This window comes from Curtobacterium sp. Curtsp57 (genome assembly GCF_047324335.1).
Lineage (GTDB): Bacteria > Actinomycetota > Actinomycetes > Actinomycetales > Microbacteriaceae > Curtobacterium.
This window is the reverse complement of the sequence record NZ_CP168511.1, coordinates 1,172,559-1,194,739: the sequence shown is the minus strand read 5'-3', so window position 1 is coordinate 1,194,739 and position 22,181 is coordinate 1,172,559. Positions and strand designations below refer to the sequence as shown.

Annotated in this window: 23 protein-coding genes, 2 tRNA genes and 1 riboswitch; of the genes, 12 read left to right on the top strand and 13 right to left on the bottom strand. The window is 71.4% G+C overall.

What is annotated here, in order from left to right:
- Nucleotides 1–10: 10 nt before the first annotated feature.
- Genes treZ through glgX form a run of 3 tightly spaced genes read right to left on the bottom strand, consistent with a single transcriptional unit; the run spans nucleotide 11 to nucleotide 6,485 of the window.
- Nucleotides 11–1,765, bottom strand: coding sequence for a malto-oligosyltrehalose trehalohydrolase (treZ, locus tag ACEN9V_RS05615; RefSeq protein ID WP_413602469.1), 1,755 nt, complete (start codon nucleotides 1,763–1,765; stop codon nucleotides 11–13).
- Nucleotides 1,762–4,254, bottom strand: a complete 2,493-nt coding sequence (gene treY, locus ACEN9V_RS05610) for a malto-oligosyltrehalose synthase (RefSeq protein WP_413602468.1) — start codon at nucleotides 4,252–4,254, stop codon at nucleotides 1,762–1,764. The genes treZ and treY overlap by 4 nt, the downstream gene beginning before the upstream one ends.
- The gene (glgX, locus tag ACEN9V_RS05605) at nucleotides 4,251–6,485 is read right to left on the bottom strand and encodes a glycogen debranching protein GlgX (protein ID WP_413602467.1); all 2,235 of its coding nucleotides are present in this window, start codon (nucleotides 6,483–6,485) and stop codon (nucleotides 4,251–4,253) included. The genes treY and glgX overlap by 4 nt, the downstream gene beginning before the upstream one ends.
- A 114-nt stretch (nucleotides 6,486–6,599) precedes the next feature.
- Here glgX and ACEN9V_RS05600 point away from each other — a divergent pair, with 114 nt between their 5' ends.
- The 5 genes from ACEN9V_RS05600 (at nucleotide 6,600) to ACEN9V_RS05580 (ending at nucleotide 10,909) form a co-directional block, all read left to right on the top strand.
- Entirely contained in the window at nucleotides 6,600–6,923 is a 324-nt protein-coding gene (locus ACEN9V_RS05600) for a hypothetical protein (protein WP_413602466.1), read from the top strand.
- A gap of 25 nt (nucleotides 6,924–6,948) precedes the next feature.
- Nucleotides 6,949–7,060, top strand: a riboswitch (TPP riboswitch).
- Nucleotides 7,056–7,730 (top strand): ECF transporter S component, encoded by a 675-nt coding sequence (locus ACEN9V_RS05595; protein WP_413602465.1) that lies wholly within the window; start codon nucleotides 7,056–7,058, stop codon nucleotides 7,728–7,730. It overlaps the preceding riboswitch by 5 nt.
- On the top strand, nucleotides 7,727–9,514 hold the full coding sequence (locus ACEN9V_RS05590) for an ABC transporter ATP-binding protein (protein ID WP_413602464.1): 1,788 nt from the start codon (nucleotides 7,727–7,729) through the stop codon (nucleotides 9,512–9,514). The genes ACEN9V_RS05595 and ACEN9V_RS05590 overlap by 4 nt, the downstream gene beginning before the upstream one ends.
- Nucleotides 9,511–10,317, top strand: a complete 807-nt coding sequence (locus ACEN9V_RS05585) for an energy-coupling factor transporter transmembrane component T family protein (protein ID WP_413602463.1) — start codon at nucleotides 9,511–9,513, stop codon at nucleotides 10,315–10,317. Before ACEN9V_RS05590 ends, ACEN9V_RS05585 begins: the two co-directional genes overlap by 4 nt.
- Nucleotides 10,310–10,909 (top strand): ATP-binding protein, encoded by a 600-nt coding sequence (locus ACEN9V_RS05580; protein ID WP_413602462.1) that lies wholly within the window; start codon nucleotides 10,310–10,312, stop codon nucleotides 10,907–10,909. The genes ACEN9V_RS05585 and ACEN9V_RS05580 overlap by 8 nt, the downstream gene beginning before the upstream one ends.
- Before the next feature lie 84 nt (nucleotides 10,910–10,993).
- On the opposite strand, the gene ACEN9V_RS05575 is transcribed toward ACEN9V_RS05580, so the two are convergent.
- The 5 genes from ACEN9V_RS05575 to ACEN9V_RS05555 form a co-directional block, all read right to left on the bottom strand.
- Entirely contained in the window at nucleotides 10,994–11,338 is a 345-nt protein-coding gene (locus ACEN9V_RS05575) for a metallopeptidase family protein (protein ID WP_402729350.1), read from the bottom strand.
- Nucleotides 11,339–11,423: 85 nt separating this feature from the next.
- Nucleotides 11,424–11,496 (bottom strand) — tRNA-His (locus ACEN9V_RS05570).
- Nucleotides 11,497–11,560: 64 nt separating this feature from the next.
- Entirely contained in the window at nucleotides 11,561–12,199 is a 639-nt protein-coding gene (orn, locus tag ACEN9V_RS05565) for an oligoribonuclease (protein WP_402729177.1), read from the bottom strand.
- Nucleotides 12,200–12,592: 393 nt separating this feature from the next.
- Nucleotides 12,593–13,831, bottom strand: coding sequence for an MFS transporter (locus ACEN9V_RS05560; protein ID WP_413602461.1), 1,239 nt, complete (start codon nucleotides 13,829–13,831; stop codon nucleotides 12,593–12,595).
- Nucleotides 13,828–14,274: a MarR family winged helix-turn-helix transcriptional regulator gene (locus ACEN9V_RS05555; protein ID WP_413602460.1), complete on the bottom strand. Its 447-nt coding sequence runs from the start codon at nucleotides 14,272–14,274 to the stop codon at nucleotides 13,828–13,830. Before ACEN9V_RS05555 ends, ACEN9V_RS05560 begins: the two co-directional genes overlap by 4 nt.
- A gap of 61 nt (nucleotides 14,275–14,335) precedes the next feature.
- Between ACEN9V_RS05555 and ACEN9V_RS05550 the strand changes: the two genes are divergently transcribed.
- Together ACEN9V_RS05550 and ACEN9V_RS05545 are read left to right on the top strand one after the other, a co-directional pair.
- A complete protein-coding gene (locus ACEN9V_RS05550; protein ID WP_413602459.1) occupies nucleotides 14,336–14,626 on the top strand; it encodes an oligoribonuclease in 291 nt (96 codons plus the stop codon).
- Between the two features lie 29 nt (nucleotides 14,627–14,655).
- Nucleotides 14,656–14,919 carry a thioredoxin gene (locus ACEN9V_RS05545; protein ID WP_413602458.1) on the top strand — a complete coding sequence of 88 codons (264 nt, stop codon included), beginning with the start codon at nucleotides 14,656–14,658 and terminating at the stop codon, nucleotides 14,917–14,919.
- On the opposite strand, the gene ACEN9V_RS05540 is transcribed toward ACEN9V_RS05545, so the two are convergent.
- The 3 genes from ACEN9V_RS05540 to ACEN9V_RS05530 are packed head-to-tail and all read right to left on the bottom strand — an operon-like array spanning nucleotide 14,860 to nucleotide 18,052.
- Nucleotides 14,860–16,323 carry a DUF6716 putative glycosyltransferase gene (locus ACEN9V_RS05540; protein WP_413602457.1) on the bottom strand — a complete coding sequence of 488 codons (1,464 nt, stop codon included), beginning with the start codon at nucleotides 16,321–16,323 and terminating at the stop codon, nucleotides 14,860–14,862. The genes ACEN9V_RS05545 and ACEN9V_RS05540 overlap by 60 nt on opposite strands.
- Nucleotides 16,324–16,340: 17 nt before the next feature.
- Complete coding sequence (locus tag ACEN9V_RS05535; RefSeq protein WP_413602456.1) at nucleotides 16,341–17,213, bottom strand: N-acetylneuraminate synthase family protein; 873 nt, start codon at nucleotides 17,211–17,213, stop codon at nucleotides 16,341–16,343.
- Entirely contained in the window at nucleotides 17,210–18,052 is an 843-nt protein-coding gene (locus ACEN9V_RS05530) for a cytidylyltransferase domain-containing protein (protein ID WP_413602455.1), read from the bottom strand. Before ACEN9V_RS05530 ends, ACEN9V_RS05535 begins: the two co-directional genes overlap by 4 nt.
- Before the next feature lie 83 nt (nucleotides 18,053–18,135).
- Here ACEN9V_RS05530 and ACEN9V_RS05525 point away from each other — a divergent pair, with 83 nt between their 5' ends.
- The gene (locus ACEN9V_RS05525; RefSeq protein ID WP_413602454.1) at nucleotides 18,136–18,696 is read left to right on the top strand and encodes an AAA family ATPase; all 561 of its coding nucleotides are present in this window, start codon (nucleotides 18,136–18,138) and stop codon (nucleotides 18,694–18,696) included.
- A 14-nt stretch (nucleotides 18,697–18,710) separates the two neighbouring features.
- Nucleotides 18,711–18,783, top strand: a tRNA-Arg gene (locus ACEN9V_RS05520).
- Nucleotides 18,784–18,845: 62 nt separating this feature from the next.
- Here ACEN9V_RS05520 and ACEN9V_RS05515 read toward each other — a convergent pair.
- Together ACEN9V_RS05515 and ACEN9V_RS05510 are read right to left on the bottom strand one after the other, a co-directional pair.
- Complete coding sequence (locus ACEN9V_RS05515; protein ID WP_413602453.1) at nucleotides 18,846–20,135, bottom strand: hypothetical protein; 1,290 nt, start codon at nucleotides 20,133–20,135, stop codon at nucleotides 18,846–18,848.
- A gap of 120 nt (nucleotides 20,136–20,255) precedes the next feature.
- On the bottom strand, nucleotides 20,256–20,522 hold the full coding sequence (locus tag ACEN9V_RS05510; protein ID WP_413602452.1) for a hypothetical protein: 267 nt from the start codon (nucleotides 20,520–20,522) through the stop codon (nucleotides 20,256–20,258).
- A 166-nt stretch (nucleotides 20,523–20,688) separates the two neighbouring features.
- Between ACEN9V_RS05510 and msrA the strand changes: the two genes are divergently transcribed.
- The 3 genes from msrA to ACEN9V_RS05495 all read left to right on the top strand — a co-directional run bounded on the left by msrA (nucleotide 20,689) and on the right by ACEN9V_RS05495 (nucleotide 22,153).
- Nucleotides 20,689–21,216: a peptide-methionine (S)-S-oxide reductase MsrA gene (gene msrA / locus ACEN9V_RS05505; RefSeq protein WP_413602451.1), complete on the top strand. Its 528-nt coding sequence runs from the start codon at nucleotides 20,689–20,691 to the stop codon at nucleotides 21,214–21,216.
- Nucleotides 21,217–21,307: 91 nt separating this feature from the next.
- Entirely contained in the window at nucleotides 21,308–21,466 is a 159-nt protein-coding gene (locus ACEN9V_RS05500; protein WP_281267318.1) for a methyltransferase, read from the top strand.
- A 129-nt stretch (nucleotides 21,467–21,595) separates the two neighbouring features.
- On the top strand, nucleotides 21,596–22,153 hold the full coding sequence (locus ACEN9V_RS05495) for a single-stranded DNA-binding protein (RefSeq protein ID WP_413602450.1): 558 nt from the start codon (nucleotides 21,596–21,598) through the stop codon (nucleotides 22,151–22,153).
- Nucleotides 22,154–22,181: the final 28 nt, after the last annotated feature.

Sequence of the window (22,181 nt, the reverse complement as noted above, 5' to 3'; positions counted from 1 at the left end):
CGGGGCGCGGTCAGCGCAGGACGACGACCCCGCGGCCGGTGAACCGGACGCAGTCCGTCGCGACCGAGGCCGCACCGAACTGGTACAGCACCTCGCCGGTCGCGCCGGGCACGGGCACCTCGGCCGCGTCGTCGAGGAAGTTCACCACGACGTGCACCGGCGCCACGGTCGGCCCGAGCAACCCGCGGGTGAGCACGAGCCACCGTCGGTCCTCGCTGAAGCGGACGGCGTTCGCCTCGTAGCGGTCGTCGACGAAGGCCTCGTCGGTCCGCCGCAGTGCGACGAGCACCCGGTAGGCCCGGAGGATCGCAGCGCCCCGCGGCGACGACACGTCGTCCCACGACAGCTTCGAGTCCTGGAACGTCTGCGGGTCCTGCGGATCCGGCACGGCGGACTCGTCCCACCCGTGCTCCGCGAACTCCTTGATCCGCCCGTCGGCGGTGGCCTTGCCGAGTTCCGGCTCCGGGTGCGACGTGAAGAACTGCCACGGCGTCGTCGCGGCGAACTCCTCGCCCATGAAGAGCATCGGCGTGAACGGCCCGAGCAGGGTCAGCGCCGCCGCGATGACCAGTCCCTCGTCGGTGAGCGTCGCCGCGAGCCGATCGCCCGCTGCCCGGTTGCCGATCTGGTCGTGGTTCTGGTTCGCCACCACGAGCGCCGTCGCGGGGGAGGTCCCGCGGTCGATCGGCCGGCCGTGCCGCTTGCCACGGAACGACGACCACGTGCCGTCGTGGAAGAACCCGTGGTCGAGGACCTTCGCCAGCGCCGACAGCGGGGCGAAGTCGGCGTAGTACCCGTTCGTCTCCCCGGTGAGGGCGACGTGCACGGCGTGGTGGAAGTCGTCGGACCACTGCCCGGCGAGCCCGTAGCCGCCGGCCTCCTGTGCCCGGAACATGACCGGGTCGTTGAGGTCCGACTCGGCGATGAGCGACAGCGGCTTGCCGACGAAGGCACCGAACGCCGAGGTCTCCGACGCCATGGCCTGCAGCACGTGCGGGCGGGTGGTGTCGCGGATCGCGTGCACCGCGTCGAGCCGGAGCCCGTCGACGTGGTGGTCGCGGAACCACATCCGCACGTTGTCGAGGACGTACCGTCGGACCTCGGGGTGCTCGACGTTGACCGAGTCACCCCAGGTGTTCGCGAGTCCTTCGACCAGGTACGGCCCGTAGAGCGGCAGGTAGTTGCCGCTCGGTCCGAGGTGGTTGTACACGACGTCCTGGATCACGCCGAGCCCGAGCGCGTGTGCCCGGTCGACGAACCGGTCGTAGGCGTCCGGCCCACCGTACGGTGCGTGCACGGCGTACCAGGCGACCCCGTCGTACCCCCAGTTCCACTCGCCGCTGACCCCGTTGACGGGCAGCAGCTCGACGAACTCCACGCCGAGCTCGACGAGGTGGTCGAGCTTCGCGGCGGCGGCGTCGAGCGTGCCCTCCGGCGTGTAGGTCCCGACGTGCATCTCGTAGATCACGGCGCCGCGGGCCGGACGTCCGGTCCACGCGTCGTCCGTCCACGAGAACCGTGCGGGGTCGACGACCTCCGACGGACCGTGCACACCCTCCGGCTGGTACCGGCTGCGCGGATCGGGGCGGACCGCGTCGTCGTCGTCGATCCGGAAGCCGTAGCGGGCGCCGACGTGGGGGAGCACCTCGTCGGTGCTCCACCAGTCGTCGGCGCCGCGGCGCAGCGGGTACTCGGTGCCGTCGACGACGAGCCGCACCCGCTCCGGGGTGGGCGCCCAGACGGCGTAGCGGTCGGGTGCGGTCATGCGTGGCCCTCCAGGATGTCGATGTCGGCCTGCGCGTCGGTCTCGTCCGGCGCGGTGCGCGTCACGACCGGACTGGAGGCCCGGCTCGTCTCCGCCACGTCGGTCGCGTCGGCGACCCGACCGGTCTCGTCGACGTCGGCCGCCGGGACGAGCAGGGCAACGGGGTAGGTGGTGAGCAGCTCGGACAGCGCGATGCCCCTGGTGGCCGGGACGAGCCTCCCGGTCAGCAGGTCCACGCGGTCGACGGGAGCCGGGTGGATCAGGGTGTCGCCCCACCCGCCGACCCGTTCCAGGCCGATCGGCAGGCGTGTGGCGACGGTGACGGCGCCGCCGCGGTCGAAGGCGACCACGTGGTCCGCTGCGCTGCCGGTGGCCTCGATCGGCAGGTAGCGCGTGAAGAGCTCCGGCCGGTCACGGCGGAGGCGCAGCGCGCGGGTCGTGACGAGCAGCTTCGCAGCACCGTCGATGCCGATGGCCGGCAGCGTCTCGGGTCCGTCGTCGTCGGGTCCGTCGAGTTCCGCGAGGACGTGCCGGCGTTCGGTGTAGTCGACCGCGCGACGGTTGTCCGGGTCGACGAGGGAGCGGTCCCAGAACTCCGTGCCCTGGTAGACGTCGGGGACGCCGGGGGCGGTGAGCTGCACGAGCTTCGTGCCGAGGCCGTTCGACCAGCCGGCCGCGTCGATGCGCTCGTCGAGCGCGTCGAGCAGCGCGACGACGGACGGGTCGTCGAAGGCGGCGTCGACGAGGGCGTGCATCCGTCCCTCGAACGCCTCGTCCGGCTCGGTCCACGTCGTGCTGTTGCCGGCCTCGCGGGAGGCCTTCTCGGCGTACGCGTGCAGACGCTCCCTGCTGACCGGACGGGCGCCGACGATCGCCTGCCAGAGCAGGTTCGCGAACACCTCGTCCTCGAGCGGTGCCAGAGCGTGCAGCTTCCGGAACGTCTCGGTCCACTCGTCGCCGAGTTCTGCGAGCACGGCGATGCGGGCGCGGGTGTCCTCGCTGCGCTTCGTGTCGTGCGTCGTGAGGGTCGTCATCGTGTGCGGCCAGCTCGCCAGGCGCTCCCGCTGTGCGGCGTGGAACTCCTCGGTGCTGACCGCGAAGACGCTCGGATCGCCGCCGACCTCGCTCAGGGAGCTCAGCTTCGCGGTCCGGTAGAACGCGGTGTCCTCGACGCCCTTCGCCATCACCATGCCGCTGGTCTGCTGCAGGCGGACCGCGGCGGGGTGGGTCGGGTCGACGAGTGCGGGGGCGATGCGGTCGATGACCTCGGCGAGGTCGGGGCGGGTATCCGCCGCGAGCTCGAGGGCGTCGATGAGGTGGTGGGCGCCCTCCGGGAGGTACGTGCGGTACACGTCGAAGGACGCGATGACCTCGGCGAGCGCGTCGACGACCCGCTCGGTCTCTGCTGCTCCGGTTTCCTCGAGCAGGCGGGCGAGACGCTGCACCTCGCTGTTCAGGATGCCGTCGGCGATCCCGCGGCGGGTGTCGTGCGTCAGACCCTGCCAGTCACCCGGCTCGTCGGCGACGGTCGCCCAGAGGGGTTCTTCGCCGCGGGGGTCGACGAACAGTCGGTCGAGGACGCCGAGCGCGTCGTACCCGGTGGTGCCGTCGACCGGCCAGCTCGCGGGGAGCTCTTCGCCCGGCTCGAGGATCTTCTCCACGAGGGTGTACGCGCCACCGGTGAGGTCGTGCAGGTCCTGCAGGTACCCGGCCGGGTCGTACAGCCCGTCCGGGTGGTCGATCCGGAGCCCGTCGACCAGGCCGTCCCGGAACCACGCACCGACGACCGTGTGGGACGCGGCGAACACCTCGGGCTCTTCGACCCGGATCGCCGCGAGGGTGTTCACCGCGAAGAACCGGCGGTAGTTCAACTCGTGGTCTGCGCGCTTCCAGTGCACGAACTCGTAGTGCTGGCGGGCGTGCACGGTCGCCACGTCGTCGCCGTCGTGCACGGTGCCCGGAGCGGTCGGGTAGGCGGTGGTGCCGACCAGGAGCACGGGGCCGGCGGTACCACTGGTGCTCCCGCTCGTGTCCAGCGTGACCCCGTCGAGCAGGCGGTCGTCGAGGACCGGGATGCGGATCCGTCCGTCTCCGGCTGCCCAGTCCACGTCGAACGCCGTGGCGACGGGGGAGTCCTGCCCGAGCTCGAGCAGCGACCACCACCACGGGTTCACCGCGGGCGTCGCGACGCCGACGTGGTTCGGCACGATGTCCACCAGGACGCCGAGACCAGCGGCGTGTGCCGCTTCGGCGAGCGCCCGGAACGCCGCGTCTCCGCCACGCTGCTCGTCGACGTGGGTGTGGTCGACCACGTCGTACCCGTGTGCGGAGCCCGGCTCGGACTGCAGCACCGGGGACAGGTAGAGCCAGTCCGCGCCGAGGTCGCGGACGTAGTCGACGAGGGCCGTGGCCGACGCGAGGTCGAAGTCGGGCGAGACCTGCAGACGGTAGGTCGAGACGGGGACGCGGCGAGTGGGCTCGGTCGTCACTTGGCACCCCCCTGGGTGTCGCTCGGCGCGGAGGACCCTGCGGGGTTCGCGGGGGTCACCGCGTCCTGCGGCGCCGGCGTGACCGGGTGGGCTTCGGCGTCGACGGGGGTGGTCGTCACCTCGTGGTCGGGCTCGGCGCGGAGCACGATCATCGATCGGGCCGGGACGTCGAGCGGGGTGGCGGCGTCGATGACCTCGTCGCGGGCGCCCGGTTCGGCGGTGTCGATGCGGACCGTCCACCCCGGTGCGTACTCCTCGGGCGGCAGCGTGAACGTCACCGTGTCGTCGTGCGCGTTGAAGTACGTGATGAAGGCCACGTCCGTGACGCGCTCGCCGCGGGCGTCGCGACCGCGGATGCCCTCGCCGTTCAGGTACATGCCGACGCTCTTGCCGAAGCCGGAGTCCCAGTCCTCCGGCGCCATCGCGTCGCCTTCCGGGGTGAGCCACACGACGTCGGGCAGGGGCTCGCCCTCGCCGCGACGCACGGGGCGACCGTTGAAGTACCGCGTCCGTCGGAACGTGGGGTGGTCGTGCCGGAGCTTCGTGACGTCGGCGGTGAACTGGATGAGTTCGTCGTCGGCGGTGTCCCAGTCGATCCAGCTCAGCTCGGAGTCCTGCGCGTACACGTTGTTGTTGCCGGACTGCGAGCGGCCGAGCTCGTCGCCGTGCGCGATCATCGGCACGCCCTGGCTGAGGAGCAGCGTCGCGAGGAAGTTCCGTCGACGCTGCAGCCGCAGGGCGTTCACGGACTCGTCGTCCGTCGGACCCTCGACGCCGGAGTTCCAGGACCGGTTGTGGCTCTCGCCGTCGTTGTTGTCCTCGCCGTTCGCGTCGTTGTGCTTCTCGTTGTAGGCGACGAGGTCGTACAGCGTGAAGCCGTCGTGCGCGGTGATGAAGTTGATGCTGGCCTTCGGCGTGCGGCCGTCGTGCTCGTAGAGGTCCGCAGAACCGGAGATGCGCGACGCGAACTCGCCGAGGGTGGACGACTCGCCACGCCAGAAGTCCCGCACGGTGTCGCGGTACTTGCCGTTCCACTCCGACCACTGCGGCGGGAAGTTGCCCACCTGGTAGCCGCCGGGGCCGACGTCCCACGGCTCGGCGATGAGCTTCACCTGCGACACGATCGGGTCCTGCTGGACGAGTTCGAAGAAGGCCGACAGCCGGTCGACCTCGTAGAACTCACGCGCCAGCGCCGACGCGAGGTCGAAGCGGAAGCCGTCCACGTGCATCTCGGTCACCCAGTACCGCAGCGAGTCCATGATGAGCTGCAGCGAGTGCGGGTGCCCGACGTTCAGCGAGTTCCCGGTGCCCGTGTAGTCCATGTAGTAGCGCTTGTCGTCGTCCATCAAGCGGTAGTAGGCGGCGTTGTCGATCCCGCGGAACGACAGCGTCGGGCCGAGGTGGTTCCCCTCAGCGGTGTGGTTGTAGACGACGTCGAGGACGACCTCGATGCCCGCACGGTGCAGCTCGCGCACCATGGTCTTGAACTCCTGCACCTGCTGGCCCTCGTCGCCGGACGACGAGTAGTGCGAGTGGGGGGCGAAGAACCCGATGGTGTTGTACCCCCAGTAGTTCGACAGCCCCTTGTCCTGCAGCGTCGAGTCGTTCACGAACTGGTGCACGGGCATGAGCTCGAGCGTCGTGATGCCGAGGCGCTTGAGGTGCTCGATGACCGCCGGGTGCGAGACACCGGCGTACGTGCCCCGCTGCTCTTCGGGGACGTCCGGGTGGGTCTCGGTGAGGCCCTTCACGTGCGCCTCGTAGATGACCGTCTCGCCGTACGGGGTCCGTGGTGCGCGGTCGCCCTGCCAGTCGAAGAAGGGGTTGATCACCACGCCCTTGACCATGTGCGCGGCGGAGTCCTCGTCGTTCGTGGAGTCCGGGTCGCCGAACGTGTACGAGAACAACGACTGGTCCCAGTCGATGTCCCCGCTCGTGGCCTTGGCGTACGGGTCGAGCAGCAGCTTCGCCGGGTTGCACCGCGCGCCGTTCTCGGGGTCGTACGGGCCGTGCACCCGGAAGCCGTACAGCTGCCCGGGGCCGACGTTGGGCAGGTACGCGTGCCAGACGTAGGCGTCCACCTCGACGAGGGGGACGCAGGTCTCGGTGCCGTCCTCGTCGAACAGACAGAGCTCCACGCGCTCGGCGACCTCGCTGAAGAGGGCGAAGTTCGTGCCGCTCCCGTCGTAGGTCGCGCCGAGCGGGTAGGGGTTGCCGGGCCAGGTGTGCAAGGGTCCTCCAGTGGTGGGTCTCGCCAAACGTATCCACGCCTCCCTGTGCTGTCCGCTCGACGAGCACTCCTGTGGACGAACGGCGCCCGTCCACAGCGGAGTAGCCTCACCGACATGGCCAACATCGTCACGCAGATCGCAGACAAGGTGCGCCCGATCGGCGTCTCCACGAACTACGGAGACCCGGTGGAGGTCGGCGACCAGACCCTCATCCCGGTGTCGCTCGGGTGGTTCGGCTTCGGGGGCGGCGGGGACGGCGACGACAACGGCGGCGGAGGCGGTGGCGGCGCGGCCGTGCCGATCGGCGCGTACGTCCGTCGACCGGGCAAGGACCTGGAGTTCGAGCCGAACCTGATCGCGCTCGTCGCCGTGAGCATCCCGCTGGTGTGGGCGACGGGCACCGTGCTCCGCAAGCTGATCCGCGTCCTCAAGAAGTAACGCGCGCCGCGCAGCGGTACACTGCTGGGACACACACGGGAGTCCGGGATCGCCGGGCTGAGAGGGAGCGAGTGGCGCTCCGACCGTCGAACCTGATCCGGGTCATGCCGGCGCAGGGAGGAGTACCAGCTGATGCCTTCGCGCACGCCGTCCACCGTCCGTACCGCTGCCACCGTGGCGGCTCCGTCGACGCCGACCCCGCGGCGCTCGCTGCGCTGGCGGGTCGTCGACATCGTCGTCGCGAGCGTCCTCGCCGTGGCCGTCGGTGTCGTGTTCAAGCTCTGGGAGTTCGGCTACGAGCCGCTCTCCGCCGCTGTCGCACTCCTGCTGCCCGGAACGCAGGCGCTCTTCGGTGGCGTGTGGCTGCTCGCCGGCCCGATCGTCGCGATCATCGTGCGGAAGCCGGGTGCTGCGCTCTTCGCCGAGATCGTCGCCGCCAGCGTCGAGGCGCTGTTCGGCACGCAGTGGGGATGGAGCACGCTCGAGGCCGGACTCGTGCAGGGCCTCGGCGCGGAGCTCGTGCTCGCGCTGTTCCTGTACCGCGTCTACCGGCTGCCGGTGGTCGTCCTCGCCGGTGCCGCCGCCGGACTGGCGATGGGGATCAACGACACGATCCTCTGGTACCCGGGCCTCGACGCCGCGTTCAAGACCGTCTACATCGTGTGCGGGACGATCTCCGGCGCGGTCATCGCGGGCGCCGGTTCGTGGCTGATCGTCCGCGCGCTTGCCCGCACCGGCGTGCTGTCGTCGTTCGCCGCCGGCCGCGAGCACACGAAGCGGCGCTCCCGCCCGACCACGGCTGCGTGACCGTGCCGGGCGCGCAGGCGGCCCGGATCGAGTTCCGCGACTGGGGCTGGCGGTACGCCGAGCGGGACGACTGGGCGGTCCGCGGGGTCGACCTCGTCGTCGAGCCCGGAGAACGGGTCGCGGTCGTCGGTGCCTCCGGGGCGGGCAAGTCGACGCTCCTGCGTGCCGTCGCGGCCGTGCTGCCCGACGAGCCGGACCCGGACGACGACTCCGCGGCGGCCACGGAGGGCAGCGTGTTGGTCGACGGTGTGACACCGGGGGCCGTCCGCGGACGCGTCGGGCTCGTCATGCAGGATCCGGAGGCGCACACCGTGATGTCCCGCGTCGGCGATGACGTGGCGTTCGGGTGCGAGAACACCGGCGTCCCTCGGGGCGAGACCTGGGAGCGGGTCCGGTCGGCGCTCGACGTCGTCGGGCTCGACCTGGCGCTCGACCGGTCGACGACGATGCTCTCGGGTGGGCAGCGGCAGCGGTTGGCGCTCGCCGGGGTGCTCGCGATGCGCCCGGGAGCACTCGTGCTCGACGAACCCTGCGCGAACCTCGACCCGTCCGGTGTCCGACAGGTGCACGACGCCGTCCGGGCACTGCTCGACGAGACCGGCGCGACGATGCTCGTCGTGGAGCACCGGATCGGCACGTGGCTCGACCTGGTCGACCGGCTCGTGCTGCTCGAGCCGGGGGGTGGCGTGATCGCCGACGGCACGCCCGCTGACGTCCTGCGGTCCCACGGCGATGCGCTGACCGCCGCCGGCGTGTGGGTCCCCGGTGCCGAGCCCGAGCGCGGCTCCGCCCGCACGTCCCGCCGCACGCCCCCACGAGCGGGCGAAATACCCGGGTCCGTCTCGGGGAGCACCCCGGTATTCCGCCCGCTCGACGAAGCGGGAACTCGCGCACTCCCACGAGCGGGCGAAATACCCGGGTCGAGCGCGGAACCCACCCGGGTATTCCGCCCGCTCGACGAGGGCGCGGGCGCGGCCACGGCGGCGCGCGCGGCGGAGCATGCTGCGGAGCAGAGCCTCCTCGTGGCGGAGGGGCTCGGGACCGCACGAGGCAGGCGCCAGCGCGTGGGGAGCGGCATCGACCTCGACGTCCGCGCGGGCCGGGTCATCGCGATCACTGGTCCGAACGGCATCGGCAAGTCGACGCTCGGGCTCACCCTCGCAGGACTCCTCCGCCCTGCCGACGGCACGCTGCGGGCCACGACGACGCTCGCAGGCGACGTCGGCGCCGCCCCGCACGCATGGTCCAGCCGCGAGCTCGCCGTCCGGATCGGCACGGTCTTCCAGGACCCGGAGCACCAGTTCGTGGCCCGCACGGTCCGCGAGGAGATCGCCGCCGGCCCGCGGGCCCTCGGCATCTCGGACACCGTGGAGCGTGTGGGTGAGCTGCTCGACGCCTTCGGCCTGGCGCACCTCGCGGACGCCAACCCGTTCACGCTCTCCGGCGGCGAACAGCGGCGTCTCGCGATCGCCACCGTCGTGGCCACGCGGCCTCCGGTCGTCGTGCTCGACGAACCGACCTCGGGGCAGGACCGTGCGACGTGGCAGGCCGTGGTCGACCGGCTCGGAGCGCTCGCGGACGCCGGGACCGCGGTGGTCGCCGTGACGCACGACCGGGACCTGGTTCGCGCACTCGACGCCGACGAGGTGGTGCTCAGCGCGACGGGCGCGACACCCGCAGCCGAGACGCGCGCACCCGCAGCCGAGACGCGCGCAGCCGCGCCCACGAGCGCGACGAACGCGCCCACGAGCGCGACGAACGCGCCCACGGAGGTCACGACGTGACCACCTCGACGACGCAACCCGCACCGTCGTGGCGATCCGAGCCTCCCGTCCGGTCGGAACGCGGCATCCGCGCGGTCCAGCCGGTGGCCGCGCTCCTCGGTGTCATCGGACTCGGGATCTGTCTCGTGCTGAGCCTCGACGTCGTGTCGGCGGCGGTCGCCCTCGGACTGGAGCTCGCCCTCCTCCCGCTCCTGCGGATCCCGGTCAGGACCCTGCTGCTCCGGACCTCGCCCGTGCTGGTCGCCGTGCCGCTGACGGGCGTGAGCATCGCGTTGTACGGGAGGGCCTCCGGACGGGAGTGGTTCGACCTCGGCTTCGCCCACGTCACCGACGGGTCGCTCGTGCTCGCCGTGGCGACGATGCTGCGCGTGCTCGCGGTCGGTCTGCCGAGCATCGTGTTGTTCATCGGGATCGACCCCACGGACCTGGCGGACGGGCTCGCGCAGATCCTGCGGCTGCCCGCGAGGTTCGTGCTCGGAGCGCTCGCGGCCATCCGGATGATGACCATGCTCGGCGACGACTGGCGGCAACTGGCGATGGCCAGACGTGCCCGCGGGCTCGCTGACACCGGACGGATCCGGCGCGGCGCGTCGATGGCGTTCGCGCTGCTCGTGCTCGCGCTCCGTCGGGCGACGACGCTCGCGGTGGCGATGGAGTCGCGCGGCTTCGGAGCGCCAGGGAGGCGCACCTGGGCCCGGCCAGCCCGCTTCAGGGCGCGGGAGTGGGCGATGGTCGCCGTGCCGGTCGGGATCGGGCTGGTCTCGATCGCGGTGTCGGTGGCCGTGGGGACGTGGCGTGTCTGAGGGGGCGCGTGGTGCTTCTGTTCCCGGTGCGTCCGTTTCCGGTGCTTCCGTCCCCGGCCTGGAGGCTCGGCTCGCCGCCGTCGCGTCCCTCGCCGACCGCGCACGGTCGGCTCCGCAGACGTCCGGCCGGCGGTCCGTCGTCCTGGTCGACGGGCGCTCCGGGACCGGGAAGACCACGCTGGGGAACGCACTCGGGGAGTCGCTCGGGTGGCGGGTGGTCCACCTCGACGACGTCTACCCGGGGTGGGACGGACTCCGTGCCGCGTCGTCAGCCGTCGTGACGGAGGTCCTCGGCGAGGCATCCGGCTACCGGCGGTGGGACTGGGCCCGCTCGGCACCGGCCGGCTGGGTGTCGCTCGACCCCAGGGCGCCGCTCGTCATCGAGGGCTGTGGTTCGCTGTCCCGAGCTTCGGCGCCACTCGCGACGTTGCGGGTCTGGATGGACGCGGATGACGACGTCCGGAAGCGGCGGGCACTCGACCGGGACGGGGACGTGTTCGCGGCGGAGTGGGAGCGGTGGGCGCGGCAGGAGGACGCGTTCATCGCGTCGGAGGACCCGGTGGCACTGGCGGACGTCGTCCTGCGGTCCTGAGGGTTGGCGACTCGCGGCTGGCGACTCGTGGCTGGTGGCTCGCGGCAGGTGGCTAGCCGCTGGCGACTCGCGGCAGGTGGCTCGCTACGCCCAGCCGAGTTCGTGGAGGCGCTCGTCGTCGATGCCGTACCAGTGGCCGATCTCGTGGACGAGTGTGGTGTGGACCTCGTCCCGGAGTTCCTCGATCGTGTCGCACTCGGCGAGGTGCTGCTTCCGGAACACCACGATGCGGTCGGGGAGTTCACCGAAGCCGTACTGCCCGCGTTCGGTCTGTGCGACGCCGTCGTAGATGCCGAAGAGCTCTGAGCCGTCCTCGGGTTCGTCCTCCACGACGAAGACGACGTTGTCGAGGCCGTCGACCATCTCGTCGGGCAGCAGGTCGAGTTCGTCGGTCACGAGTGCCTCGAAGGCCTCGGCGGACATCTCCATCACGGGCCCGATCGTGGCACAGCCACCTGGACGCAGGCGGGAACGACGAAGGCCCCGCTGACAGCGGGGCCTTCGATTTGTTCGGGGTGAGTAACGGGGCTCGAACCCGCGACCTCCTGGACCACAACCAAGCGCTCTACCAGCTGAGCTATACCCACCATGTGCACCGGTCAGGCCGGGCAACCACTCAATAGTAGTACATGCGAGCGGCCCCGCGGGACACTACTCGGCGGGCTGTGGGGCGAGCCGGGGCTCCCATGCGGCGACGACCTCCGCCGCGACGGCCCGGACGTCGTCCGTGCTCGGGCCGGGCTCGGCGACGAAGCCCGCGCGACGGTAGTACTCGAGCTCGCGGATCGACTCGAGGATGTCCGCGAGGGCCCGGTGCCCACCGTGCTTCTCCGGTGCGTTGAAGTACACGCGCGGGAACCAGCGGCGGCAGAGTTCCTTGATGCTCGACACGTCGACGCTCCGGTAGTGCAGGTGCCCGTCCACGCGGGGCATGTACTTCGACAGGAACGAGCGGTCGGTGCCGATGGTGTTGCCGGCCAGGGGAGCGGTGCCCTCGGCGGGGACGTGGGCGAGGATGTACTCGAGCACCTGGTACTCGGCGTCCGCCAGGGAGACGCCGTTCGGGATCTCCTCGATCAGGCCGGACGTGGTGTGCATGTTCGTCACGAACTCGTTCATGTTGTCGAGCGCGGACTGGTCCGGCTTGATGACGATGTCGAATCCGGGGTGCACGGGGTTCAGGTCGAAGTCGGTGATGACCACGGCCACCTCGACGAGTTCGTCGACCTCGAGATCGAGGCCCGTCATCTCGCAGTCGATCCAGACGAGGCGGTCATTCGCGGTTGCCATGCCCTCGATCCTATTCCCGGCACCGCGGTGCCCTGGACGGGACGGTCTGGAGGCCCGGTGCCGGTCCTCCGGGCGTCCGCCGCGCCTCCAGGCGGTCGCGTCCACTGCCCCCCACCCTCCCCCCCCCCACGCCGCCCCGCCCGGAGTGGGCGCCCCGGAACGCCGAGCGGGCGAAATACCCGGGCGACCGCCGGGGCGGACCCGGGTATTTCGCCCGTTCGACGGAGCGGGCGCACCTGGCTCGGCCGGCGCCTGCGCGAGCGGGCGAAATACCCGGGCGACCGCCGGGGCGGATCCGGGTATTTCGCCCGTTCGACGGAGCGGGCGCACCTGGAGTGGCCCCGCCGCAGCGTCCGACCCCGACGCGCGGCCAGGTCCCGCCCGGCCCGCGCCCTACGCCATCTCGCCCGCGGCGATGGCCTCGGCCTCGACGGGCTGCGGCTCGGCACCGTCGTCGACCCGCCGCAGCACCCGAGCGGTGACCAGGGTGATCACGAACGCGACGGCCACCGACGCTCCCGCGAAGACGTACGCGGCGGACGGCGAGTACGCGTCGGCGAGCAGCGTCGCGACGGGCGGGGCGATCGCACCACCGATGAAGCGCACCGCGGAGTACGCACTCGAGGCGACCGAGCGGGGGAGATCGGTGGCCTCCATCACGCACTCGGTGAGGACGGTGTTGAGCACGCCCAGCACGAGCCCGCCGATGACGACGCAGATGATGAGCCCGACCTGCGACCGCACGACGATCGCGGCAGCGAAGAGGTCGAGCGCGAGCAGCGGCAGGGCGATCCGCAGCACCGTCGTCCGACGGAGGCGGGCGGTGAGCATCGGGGCGACCCACACCGAGGTGATCGCCAGGCCGACGCCCCAGCCGAAGAACGTGAACCCGATGCCGAGCGCCCCGAACCCGAGCGGGAACGGCGTGTACGCGAGCAGGACGAAGAAGCCGATGTTGTAGAACAGCGCGGTCGCGGCGAGTGCGGCCAGCGCCGGACGACCCAGGGCACGGAAGGGCGCCGAGAGCTTCGTCGGGACGGGCTTCTCGAGCCCGGAGGACTTCAGCATGACGGCCACGGCGATGAAGGCGATCGCCATCAGCGTGGTGACGCCGAAGAACGGGCCGCGCCAGCTCACCGAGCCGAGGAGCCCACCGACGAGCGGGCCGATCGCGATGCCGAGGCCGAGCGCGGCTTCGTACAGGATGATCGCGGACGCCGTGCCACCCGATGCCGCCCCGACGATGGTCGCGAGCGCGGTCGAGATGAACAGCGCGTTGCCGAGCCCCCATCCAGCACGGAAGTCGATGATCGTCCACACGTTGTTCGACACGGCTGCGAGCACCGAGAACACCACGATGAGGGCGAGCCCGATCATCAGGGTGCGCTTGGCGCCGATCCGGCTGGAGACCCAGCTGGTGAAGAACATCGCGACGCCGGTGACCGCGAGGTAGCTCGTGAAGAGCAGCTCGGTCTGCGCGGGGGTCGCCTTGAGCGACGATGCGATGGCGGGGAGGATCGGGTCCACCAGGCCGATGCCCATGAAGGCGACGACACAGGCGAAGGCAATCGCCCAGACCGCCTTGGACTGTTTGAGGATGCTGCCGGACGACGCCGGTGCGTGCGCGTTCACGCGGTGATCTCCGTTCTGGTCCCCGTGGCGAGGGCCGATGCGATGAGGGCCGATGCCTCGTGCAGGATGTCCCACTGGTCGTCGTCGAGATCGGCGAACACCGGCCCGACCGTCCGGGTGAGCGTCGTGCGCCAGTCGGCGAGACGGACGCGACCCATGGGCGTGATCTCGATGAGCTGCCCGCGGGAGTCGTCGGGGTCGACGGTCCGCGAGATCAGGCCGTCGGCGAGCATGCCGGCGACGAGTCGGGTCATCGTGGGTTGGGAGACGCGGGACAGCTTCGCGAGTTCGCCGAGCCGGAGCGGCTGGTCGGACTCGAGGATGCCCAGCGTGCGCCAGACGGCCGACGACGTGGTGCTGCCGGCGGCCTGGGCGGCGACGCGGATCAGGCGGTTGACCGAGACGAGGAGCGTCTCGATCGTCTGCTCACGCGTTGTTTCCATAGCTGAACTATATAGCGTTGCTATGCATCTTGCAACAGGGGCGCCCTGGTAGAAGTGACGGATGAGCGACATCACCATCGACGAAGGCAGCGAGTACACCGCGATCTTCCACCAGGGCCCCTTCGACGGGACCACGGACACCCGCACCGCGACGAGCGGCTCGGTGGACGACGAAGTGACGGTCTACGCGGACGTCGAGGGCCTCCAGACGGCCTTCACCTACCGGGCGACCGGCTCCCGCCACGTCCTCGACCAGATCTCCGTCGACTACACCTGGGAGCCGGGCGAGTCCGACCCCGTTGACGACCTCGCCGACCGCGGCGACCGCAGCGGCGAGTTCGACCGGGAGTAGTCCGACCCGCTGCGACGTTGCACGATCACATGCAGCTCGACCTCTGGACCTCTGCCTTCTGCGCACCGTGCGCCGCCGCCCGCCGGGTGGCCGCCGACGCGGCACGGCTCGTCCCCGGGCTGTCGGTGACCGAGCGCGACGTGGCTGCACACCCCGACGACGCTGAGGACCTCGGCATCCGTTCGACCCCGACGATCATCGTGCGGGGCGCGGACGGAGCCGAGGTCTTCCGTTCACCCGGGGTCCCCTCCAGGGACCAGCTGCTGGTCGCGGTCGCCAAGGCGGTCGCCTGACACCCGGACTGGAGGCTCGGCTCGGCTCGCAGACGTCGCCGGGCTCTCGGACGGGGTCACCTCGGACATCCGTGGTCGGGTCGCCTCGTCGGCCTGCGTCCGCTGGGAGCGGGGTGCGCCGAGGACCGTCGGCTCCGGCGGACGGACCACACGCAGCACGCGACGCACGGCGCGTTTGGCGCTCCTGATCGGCACGCCGACGACGAGCGCCGCCGTGCCGATCGCCGACCGGTCCGCGCTGCCGAGGGCGTTCTTCCGCTCCCAGGCACGGCGGAGCGCCCCACCACGACTGCGTCGGGCACTCGGCCGGTCCGGCAGGGTGCCGGCGTCCCGGCGCTGCATCAACGCCTCGGCCCGGATCGCCCAGTCGTCGTCCGTCGCCGGGTGGAAGTAGTTGTCCGTCATCCACGCCGGACGGACCGTGCCGAACCGGCCGTCGACGAGGTCGCCCGCGTCACCCTCGAGGCCGCTGTCGACGAACACCTCGTTGATCAACGGGCGGGAGACGCCGAAGTCGGTCAGGGTCAGCGCCGGGATGCCCCGTGCTGCCGCCTCGAGCACGGCCGTGGAGCTGATCGTCACGAGCGCCACCGCCCGGTCGAGGTGCGCGGCCATCGGACCGGTCTCGACCACCAGGTTCGTCGGGGCGTCCGGTGGCAGCAGGTCCGCGTACGGGAAGGCCTCGCGGTGCGTCTGCTGTTCGCCGGCGACCGCTCGGGTCTTCACCACGACGCGCCACTCCGGGTGCCGGCGGGCGGTCTCCGCGAGCCACTGGACGACCTGCTCCCGTTCCTCACGGGTGGCGGGGACGCTCGGCTGTGCGGCGAACACGACGGAGTCCGGTGCCACGGTCCGACGTGCCACGACTCCGGGGCGGGCGAAGGGCAGGGTGGCCAGGGCGAAGTGCGGCTCGACGCCGTTCTCCGTCGCGAGCGCGTCGTACTCGCGGACCTCGCGGTGGCTGTGCAGCACGAACAGGTCGGCGCGGGCTCGGGAGAACACGCCCTTCCACTTCGCGGGGAAGGAGATGCCCGGGAGCCCGGTCAGCAGGACGGGGCGCCGGGGGACCGTGCGGTGGATCTCGTCGACGAGGAGTTCCGCGACCGGGCCGATCACCGAGACCAGGACGGCGTCGGGCTCCGTCAGCCGGACGTGGTCGACGACGGCGTCGACCTCGAGCGGTGCCGGGGGAGCCGATGCCAGGTGGGCCAACCGACCGTCCAGTCCACGGAACGCCGAACGGAGCTGTGCGGGGCTCGCGGTCCGCGGGGTGTCCACCACGAGGAGCTCGAGCGACCAGTTCTCGGGAGCCGCCGCGAGCAGGTGACTGCCCCACTTCGCGAACGAGTCGGTGTCCACGATCCCGACCACGTGCCTCCCGGCCGTGTCTCCTGACCCGCGCACGATGCTCGACGCTGGGGTCACGCGTCCACGCGGCGGAGCTTCGCGAGCGGGGCGAGCTCGCCGGGCATGACCCGCTTGACGCCGTCGCCCAGGGCGGTCTCGACGATACGGACGTCGCGCGCGAGGGTCTGCAGGCCGTGCGGCTCGAGCGACGCGGCGTGGTCGGAGCCCCACATGGTGCGGTCGAGCGTGATGTGGCGCTCGACGGCGGTGGCGCCCAGGGCAACGGCCGCGATCGAGATCTGCAGGCCGGGCTCGTGTCCCGAGTACCCCACCGGGACACCGATGTAGCGCTGTGCGAGGGTGTCGATCATGCGGAGGTTCGCCTCCTCGGCGGGCAGCGGGTACGTCGAGGTCGCGTGCATGAGCACGAGCCGTTCGGTGCCGAGCGCCTCGACCGCGCGGTCGATCTGCTCCAGCGTCGACATCCCGGTCGACAGGATCACGGGCTTGCCGGTCGCTGCCACCGCGGCGAGCAGGCCGAGGTCGGTGACCGACGCGGAGGCGATCTTGTACGCCACGACGCCCAGGTCCTCGAGGAAGTCCACGCTCGGCTCGTCCCACGGCGACGCGAACCAGTCGAGGCCGCGCATCGTCGCGTGGTCCCCGATCTCGATGTACTGGTCGCGGTCGAACTCGACGCGGTAGCGGTACTCGAGGTAGGTCATCTCGCCCCACGGCGTGCTCCGCGGGGTGTGCTTCATGTGCTCGGGCGTGGAGATCTCCGGGGTCCGCTTCTGGAACTTCACGGCCTGCAGCCCCGCGTCGGCGGCGACGTCGACGAGCCGCTTCGCGATGTCCACGTCGCCGTTGTGGTTCAGGCCGATCTCGCCGATCAGGTAGGCGGGGTGGCCGGCGCCGATGGTCGAGGTGCCGATGCTGACGGTCATGGTGCTCCGTTCGTGGTGGTGGCCCCGTGTTCTTCGCGGGCGGTGCTGGCGTTGCGTGCGGTGCGGTCGAGCCGGGGAGCGAGGGCGTCGGCGAGCGCGAGGTCCGTCTCGTCGTCGATGTCGATCGCGCCTGCCGGGTCGACCGGCACGATCTCGACCCGCCCGAAGAACCGGTGCCGGTGCTGCCGGAACCCCTCGACGCGCATCGCGTAGAGGGCGCCGGTCTCGCGGTACTCGGGTGCCCGGTCCTGGCGGCGCGGGCGCGTTGCGGCATCGTGGTTCACCGCGACCGCACGCCCGTCGGGATCGGTGCGCCACAGGAACGCGTGCGACGGCGTCGCTGCGAACACCGAGTCCGCGTGGTCGTCCAGGATCCGTTCGACGGCGGCGTCGAGGTCGGCCGGGTCGATGAACGGTGACGTCGCCTGGACGAAGAGCAGGACCTCCGGGGTGTCGCCGACGGCAGCGAGCTCGTCGAGCGCGTGCAGCAGCGCGGACTCGGAGCTGGCGCCGTCGTCGGCGAGGGCGGCGGGGCGTCGGACGATGCGTGCACCGGCCGCCACGGCCTCGGCAGCGATCGCGTCCCCGTCCGTGGAGACCACCACGGCGTCCACCCGGTGTGCTCGCAACGCGGACTCGACGGCGCGACGGACGAGGGAGCGGCCGGCGACCGGGCGGAGGTTCTTCCCCGGGATGCCCTTGGAACCTGCACGTGCGGGGATGACCGCGACGACGCGCACGCTGCTGACGCGCACGCTGCTGACGCGCTCGGTGCTGGCGCGCGTGCCGCCTGCGCGCTCGGTGCTGGCGCGCGTGCCGCCTGCGCGCTCGGTGCTCATGTCGGCACGCTAGGGAGGCGGTGTTGCCGGGAGACGAACGGCGGGGGAGCGTCCGGGGAACGGCGGATTGCTAGGGTCGACGGGTGCTCGGAGCCGATGACGTCCTCGATCCGCCGCCACGTCGAGTCCTCGTCGCCGGGGTGACCGGCGTCGGCAAGACGACCACAGCCGGTCGGATCAGCCGCCGGCTCGGAGTTCCGCACACCGAGATCGACGCCCTGTTCCACGGACCCGGCTGGGTGCCGCGTCCGACCTTCGAAGCGGACGTCGAGGCGTTCACCGCCGAACCCGCCTGGGTCACCGAGTGGCAGTACCACCAGGTGCGACCCCTCCTCGCCGAGCGGGCCGACACCCTGGTCTGGCTCGACCTGCCCGTCCTCGTCGCGCTCTGGCGGCTCGTGCGTCGGACGGTCCGTCGACGGGCCCGGCGGATCGAGCTCTGGAACGGCAACGTCGAGCCGCCGCTGTGGACCGTCCTGGTGAACCGGGACCACATCATCCGGTGGGGGCTCCGGACCCGCAGGAAGATGCAGGCCCAGGTCCCACCACTCGAGGACACGGCACCCCATCTGCGCATCGTCCGACTCCGGTCGCAGGCCGAGGTCGACGCGTGGGTCCACCGGCTGCCCCGACCCTCGGAATAGAATCGGAGTCGTCCGCCTCCGTAGCTCAGTGGATAGAGCAGGTGGTTTCTACCCACCGTGCCGCGGGTTCGATTCCTGCCGGGGGCACCGACGACGAAGGCGGCAATCCGTGCGGATGGCGGCCTTCGTGCGGTTGAGGGCGGTGACGGCTACTCGTCGTCCTCGGCGCGGCGACGCAGCTCGTTGGCGCTGATCGGCTGCGTGTAGGGCGCCTCCGACGTCTCGTCGGCGTCCGCGGGTTCCACCGGGGCGTCGGCGATCCGGGTGGGGATCGACGTCGTGTTCGTGGGGCCGGCGGCATCGACGGGGCCGTCGGTGAGGGTGCCGGTGTCCCGCTGCGTGTCCGTCTCACGGGGCGAGGACTGCGGCCGGGGCGACGACACCGGGTGCTCGTCGACGACATCGGCGTTGTCCGCGTCGACAACGCTCGAACCGCGCGACGGGGACCCGGACGTGCCGTGCGTACCGGGAGCCCCGGGTGTGACGGGAGCCCTGGGCGTGACGGGGGCCGCGGGCGTGCCGGGGGTCCCGAGGGCGGGACGGATCGGCGTCGGCGCCGGCTGGTCGTCACCGTACGGGCGGGTGAGTCCGTCGCCGAACGAGCGGGTCGCGCCGTCCGTGATCGGCGTCGTGGCGTTCGGGTCGGTGCCGCGCGTCGCGGTGTACCCGGCGGCGGCTCCCGCGGTCGCGGCGGTGCCCGGCGTCCCGGCGGCTGCGGTGCCTGTGCCGGTCCCCGCGGCGGTGGGGCCGGCGCCGGTTCCCGCAGCGGTGGCTGACGCGGGCTGCGCGGCGGGCGTGGTCGGGCCTCCCGCCCGCTGCGGCGCAGGCCGCAGGGAGGTGGTCGTCGGCGTCGGGGCCGGCGTCGGTTCCGGCGCGCGCTTGCCACTCGCCTGGTCGGCGCTCCAGTCCTGCTGACGCTTGATCAGGTCGGCGTCGGGATCGGGCGACTCGAACTTCCAGCGCTCGAGGTCGTACTTGAAGAGCTTGCGTGCCTTGCCGGGCCGGGACTGCCACTCGAGCAGCCGGTCGCGGAACTCGGCGAGGGACTGCTCCGCCTGGAAGCTGAACGTCGAGGAGTTCTTCTTGATGTCGGCGATCTCGTGCTGCGCCCAGTTCGCCGCGAGCGGCGCACCGTTGGTCGGCAGCAGGCGGAGACGGATGTCGGCGTCCTCGGCGAGGTGGTCCGCGTACCCGCGCTCCTTGTGACCGAGCGAGCCCCACGACGCGGCCTTGCGTGCCGCCGAGATGATGGCCGCGACGGCGGCGTTCTTGGCTTCCCGCTCCTGCAGGCTCACCACGCGCTTGGTCGCACCGCGTCCGATGAGGGCCGCGACGACACCGGCGACGACGATCGCCACGAAGGGGATCAGCGCTCCGGAGATCACGCGCCACCCCGTGTCCGACGAGGTCCAGTCGAGAAGGTCGTTCCACCAGTCCATGCGCGCACCATACCCACGAGTCGGTCGGTTCCAGGGGAGATCAGGCGGCGTTCCGCGCATCCGGTCCGACGTGATTCCAATGTGGAACATCATCGGATCGAACCGCTCCACGCATCGACGTCACCAGCGCAGGCAGTCCACCGCGTCGTCGACGGACCAGACGTTCGGCAGTTCGACGAACCGGCGCTCGGCGGCGATGTACCGCCGCGCTCGGTACGCGGTGTCGCCTGACACATCGACCCGATCGACGTAGCCGACGATCTCGCCGTTGGAACGGGTCACGCGGGACAGGTCGTCACGGACGTCGAGGACGCGGAGGTCACCGCGGGAGCGTGCCACGGGGTGCGCGGTCCGGATGCGCAGCTGGGGCTCGGTGGTGGTCTGCATCGAGGTGCCTCCTGTTCCTGGTCGGTGTGCTGCTGACGCTACGGCGCACCTCCGACACGCCGGGGCGTGGCGGTGCGCCCGGGGGACAGTGCGGGCCGGCTGCGCGTTGTGGAGGACGCACCAGGGGCTCGGAGCTCCTCGGAGGCCGGGGAGGTACGTTGTGCCCATGACCACGTTCGTGCTCGCAGGTGGATGTTTCTGGTGTCTCGACGCCGTGTACCGCACGCTCCAGGGTGTGCAGGACGTGGTGTCGGGCTACATCGGTGGGACCACGGAGAACCCGTCGTACGAGGCGGTGTGCACCGGTGCCACCGGTCACGCCGAGGCCGTCGCCGTCACCTTCGACGAGACGGTGATCCCGGCCGACGTCATCCTCGACGTGTTCTTCACGCTGCACGACCCGCGGCAGCGCAACCGCCAGGGCGCCGACGTCGGCACGCAGTACCGCTCGGCGATGTTCCCCGCCGACGACGAGCAGCGTGCGCTGTTCGAGCAGGCGATCGAGCGTGCCTCGGACATCTGGGACGGCGGGATCGTCACCACGATCGAGCCGCTCACGACGTTCTTCCCCGCCGAGGAGTACCACCAGGACTTCTTCGCGAAGAACCCCGGTCAGGGCTACTGCCTCGCAGTCGCGCTGCCGAAGGTGAACAAGGTCCGCAAGGCCTACAGTCAGTACATCCTGGCGTCCTGAACAACAGGACCGGACGTCGGGGCCACGAGGAGGTGGTCGAACGATGACACAGAACGACGGAACATGGGTCGCAGTCGGTCCGGCAGGAGCGGTGGGCAGCATCCACCGTGCGCCGGACGGCTTCCGGGTCGAGCTCTACGGACACCGGGAAGGCGGTGGCGGGGTCTACCCGTCGCTCCAGTCCGCGAAGGGTGCGGTCCACGCCGCGCTCGGTCCGCTCGCGACACGACCGGAGTTCCACGCGCACTGATCCGAAGTGGTCGCACCCGGCCAGGAGGTTCGGGGGACTCGTCCTCCACAGTCGCCTGATCGGGTCGACACCACACACATCGAGCCCCGGCCCACCACGGCGGTCCGGGGCTCGATGACGATCGGTGGCATGAACGACACCATCACCGTCTGCGGCATCGTCGCGACCGAGCCCCGCCACCTCGTCACCGAGACCGGCATCGCCATCACGAGCATGCGCTTGGCATCACCGTCCCGTCGCTGGGACCGCCAGAACTCCACCTGGACCAACGGCCCCACCAACTGGTTCACCGTGACGGCCTTCCGGTCGCTCGCGGCGAACGTGCACAAGTCCGTCAAGAAGGGCGACCGCATCCTCGTCACCGGACGGGTGCGGATCAGGACCTGGGAGCGGGACGGCCGCGGCGGCACGTCCGTGGAGATCGACGCGGAAGCCCTGGGGCAGGACCTCGCCTGGGGCATCGGCAACTGGATCAAGGTCCCGCGCCACGCATCGGAAGCGACCGCGGTGCCCGGCCCCGGACCGAGCGTGAACCCCGACACGGGGGAGGTCCACGGTGCGGAGGACAGCCCGGGTGACGACGCCGACGAGACGACTCCTGTCCCGGCAGAAGGGGTGGACGAGGAGCTCCCGGAACCGAGCGCCGCCGCCCGAGCCGCCGACGAAGTCCACCGCGAAGCGGCCTGACGTGCTCGAACCGTCACGCGGGGCCGGA

Bases quoted from the DNA above. Each gene is read 5' to 3' on its own strand.
- ACEN9V_RS05495 (WP_413602450.1), top strand. From the start codon at position 21,596: ATGAACGACACCATCACCGTCTGCGGCATCGTCGCGACCGAGCCCCGC.
- ACEN9V_RS05575 (WP_402729350.1), bottom strand. From the start codon at position 11,338: ATGGAGATGTCCGCCGAGGCCTTCGAGGCACTCGTGACCGACGAACTC.
- ACEN9V_RS05510 (WP_413602452.1), bottom strand. From the start codon at position 20,522: ATGCAGACCACCACCGAGCCCCAGCTGCGCATCCGGACCGCGCACCCC.
- ACEN9V_RS05600 (WP_413602466.1), top strand. From the start codon at position 6,600: ATGGCCAACATCGTCACGCAGATCGCAGACAAGGTGCGCCCGATCGGC.
- ACEN9V_RS05515 (WP_413602453.1), bottom strand. From the start codon at position 20,135: ATGGACTGGTGGAACGACCTTCTCGACTGGACCTCGTCGGACACGGGG.
- ACEN9V_RS05535 (WP_413602456.1), bottom strand. From the start codon at position 17,213: ATGACCGTCAGCATCGGCACCTCGACCATCGGCGCCGGCCACCCCGCC.
- ACEN9V_RS05595 (WP_413602465.1), top strand. From the start codon at position 7,056: ATGCCTTCGCGCACGCCGTCCACCGTCCGTACCGCTGCCACCGTGGCG.
- ACEN9V_RS05555 (WP_413602460.1), bottom strand. From the start codon at position 14,274: ATGGAAACAACGCGTGAGCAGACGATCGAGACGCTCCTCGTCTCGGTC.
- orn (WP_402729177.1), bottom strand. From the start codon at position 12,199: ATGGCAACCGCGAATGACCGCCTCGTCTGGATCGACTGCGAGATGACG.
- ACEN9V_RS05550 (WP_413602459.1), top strand. From the start codon at position 14,336: ATGAGCGACATCACCATCGACGAAGGCAGCGAGTACACCGCGATCTTC.
- ACEN9V_RS05530 (WP_413602455.1), bottom strand. From the start codon at position 18,052: ATGAGCACCGAGCGCGCAGGCGGCACGCGCGCCAGCACCGAGCGCGCA.
- treZ (WP_413602469.1), bottom strand. From the start codon at position 1,765: ATGACCGCACCCGACCGCTACGCCGTCTGGGCGCCCACCCCGGAGCGG.
- msrA (WP_413602451.1), top strand. From the start codon at position 20,689: ATGACCACGTTCGTGCTCGCAGGTGGATGTTTCTGGTGTCTCGACGCC.
- ACEN9V_RS05545 (WP_413602458.1), top strand. From the start codon at position 14,656: ATGCAGCTCGACCTCTGGACCTCTGCCTTCTGCGCACCGTGCGCCGCC.